This window comes from Arachidicoccus sp. (assembly GCF_050436765.1).
Taxonomy (GTDB): Bacteria; Bacteroidota; Bacteroidia; order Chitinophagales; family Chitinophagaceae; genus Arachidicoccus.
This window is the reverse complement of the sequence record NZ_JBNQGD010000375.1, coordinates 1-1,704: the sequence shown is the minus strand read 5'-3', so window position 1 is coordinate 1,704 and position 1,704 is coordinate 1. Positions and strand designations below refer to the sequence as shown.

At 36.9% G+C, this 1,704-nt stretch carries 3 protein-coding genes; all 3 read right to left on the bottom strand.

Going from position 1 to position 1,704, the window contains the following annotated elements:
* Positions 1-228: 228 nt before the first annotated feature.
* From ACQR30_RS15900 to ACQR30_RS15890, 3 genes are read right to left on the bottom strand one after another with little or no spacing between them, the layout of a single operon-like run.
* The gene (locus ACQR30_RS15900; protein WP_429736745.1) at positions 229-597 is read right to left on the bottom strand and encodes a hypothetical protein; all 369 of its coding nucleotides are present in this window, start codon (positions 595-597) and stop codon (positions 229-231) included.
* A complete protein-coding gene (locus tag ACQR30_RS15895; RefSeq protein ID WP_429736744.1) occupies positions 594-1,049 on the bottom strand; it encodes a hypothetical protein in 456 nt (151 codons plus the stop codon). The genes ACQR30_RS15900 and ACQR30_RS15895 overlap by 4 nt, the downstream gene beginning before the upstream one ends.
* Positions 1,050-1,057: 8 nt before the next feature.
* Positions 1,058-1,603, bottom strand: coding sequence for an RHS repeat-associated core domain-containing protein (locus tag ACQR30_RS15890; protein WP_429736743.1), 546 nt, complete (start codon positions 1,601-1,603; stop codon positions 1,058-1,060).
* Positions 1,604-1,704: the final 101 nt, after the last annotated feature.

Here is a 1,704-nt window from a genome sequence, read left to right as displayed (position 1 = left end):
AACTGATAAAACTACCTATCAAATGTCCTTTTTAGCCTGAAAATTCAGATGATAATGGTTTCCTCAATTCTATTATGCTATTGTTTGTTATTCTGAAATCAGCTACAACTCTTTCCTGACAGGTGTTTCAACGAATATCAACATATCTGGTACATTACCGTTAGCAGATCGAGCGAACATTACAAATGTTCTGATAAGCATTCGCGATTGCAAATCGTGAATAGCTGGTTAATTATACCGAATCACAACAGACATATATCCTGCCTTTCTATCGATGTTTGATTCTATTTTGCCCCAAGGATATTTTTTTTCGCCTCCCATTCTCTCAATAATATTGTTTATTGAGCTCGGCATCATTTTTTCTTCAACATTTTTCGGGTATATTTCGATAAGGTTAATAAATTCATTTAAAAAGAAAATTCTTATAATATATTTTTCTGAAATATCTAATCTATATATTTCCCATTGATTATTTTTCAATTGAAGTTGAAATTCATTGTGAACGAATTTATTTTTAACTTCCTCGAATTTCTCTTTTGGGAGAAATTTATATTTCTCAAAATAAAACTCTCCATTATTTATATCTAAATTCATCATTTAAGTGGTATTGTTTTTATTAATTGCAAATTTGAATAATTAGGTATAAAAATCTGTGGCAGACCTCCTCCCCCAAATTGCGGGTTAGCGTATGTATTTCCAAATGCTGCTGGAATATCTTCAGATGCCTGATATACGCCAACCATTGTTCTATAACCGAGTTGAGGATGAGGGGCTATTTGCAGTCCTTCAAATAATTTAACATGATCATATCCAGACCTTTCTAAACCTCCCAACGTAGTATAAAAGTTAGATTGCCCGGGTAATCCACCAACTATATATTTCCCTTCTCCTAAAGTTATGTTTCTCCAATTATCTACTCCTGTATATGTCCCTTTTCCTTGCCAACTAGCAGCTAAATCAGCCGCGCCAACTTCTGAACCTCCCCACACTAAGCCTTTAATTCCCAAATATGCGTTGTAACCCCCTTCCATAGCCATCGTAATTTTCAAAGCTGGGCTTATAATCCTGTCTGAGAGCTTATTAAGTGATTCGGGGTAAGTAATATGCCCTTTTCTCTTACCTCGCTCCCCATCCTGTTAAAATCTACCCAGCTTTGTATATAGGCATCGTATTCTGGAGTAGGACTAATTGTTGGGGGCGCCTTTATTTTCACCAAAGATTGCTGCCACAAATTGACATTAATATTTATCCCATCTAAATGAGAAATATTAACTGGTCTCTGAACTTGAGCATATACAATAACCGTTGTCAAAGTTTGTGAGCCAACAGGACACGTAGGGCAATCATCCGTCCCTCCATCTTTATCTACACCATTAACCGGATCATTCCCCATTGCTACATACGGAGAGTAATATTGCCCGGCAGGGTCAGTGGTCATCCACCTGGCTATTCTACTATCATACATCCTTAACTCAAAAGCATTCCAGTCCGTTTCACCATCTTTCTCAGCATAGGCGCCTTGGTAGCCATATCTATAGTTGGTACCTCCACTGCGTAAGACCATACCGTAAGGGTAGTAATCACTGTATCCCCTTACTTCCAAAGAACTGCCACTTTTAGCTACTACCGCACATTATTTCACAGAACTTACTTTTTTATTCCATCAACATATTTGGAACACCAACTGATAAAACTACCTATCAA

Bases quoted from the DNA above. Each gene is read 5' to 3' on its own strand.
- ACQR30_RS15900 (WP_429736745.1), bottom strand. From the start codon at position 597: ATGATGAATTTAGATATAAATAATGGAGAGTTTTATTTTGAGAAATAT.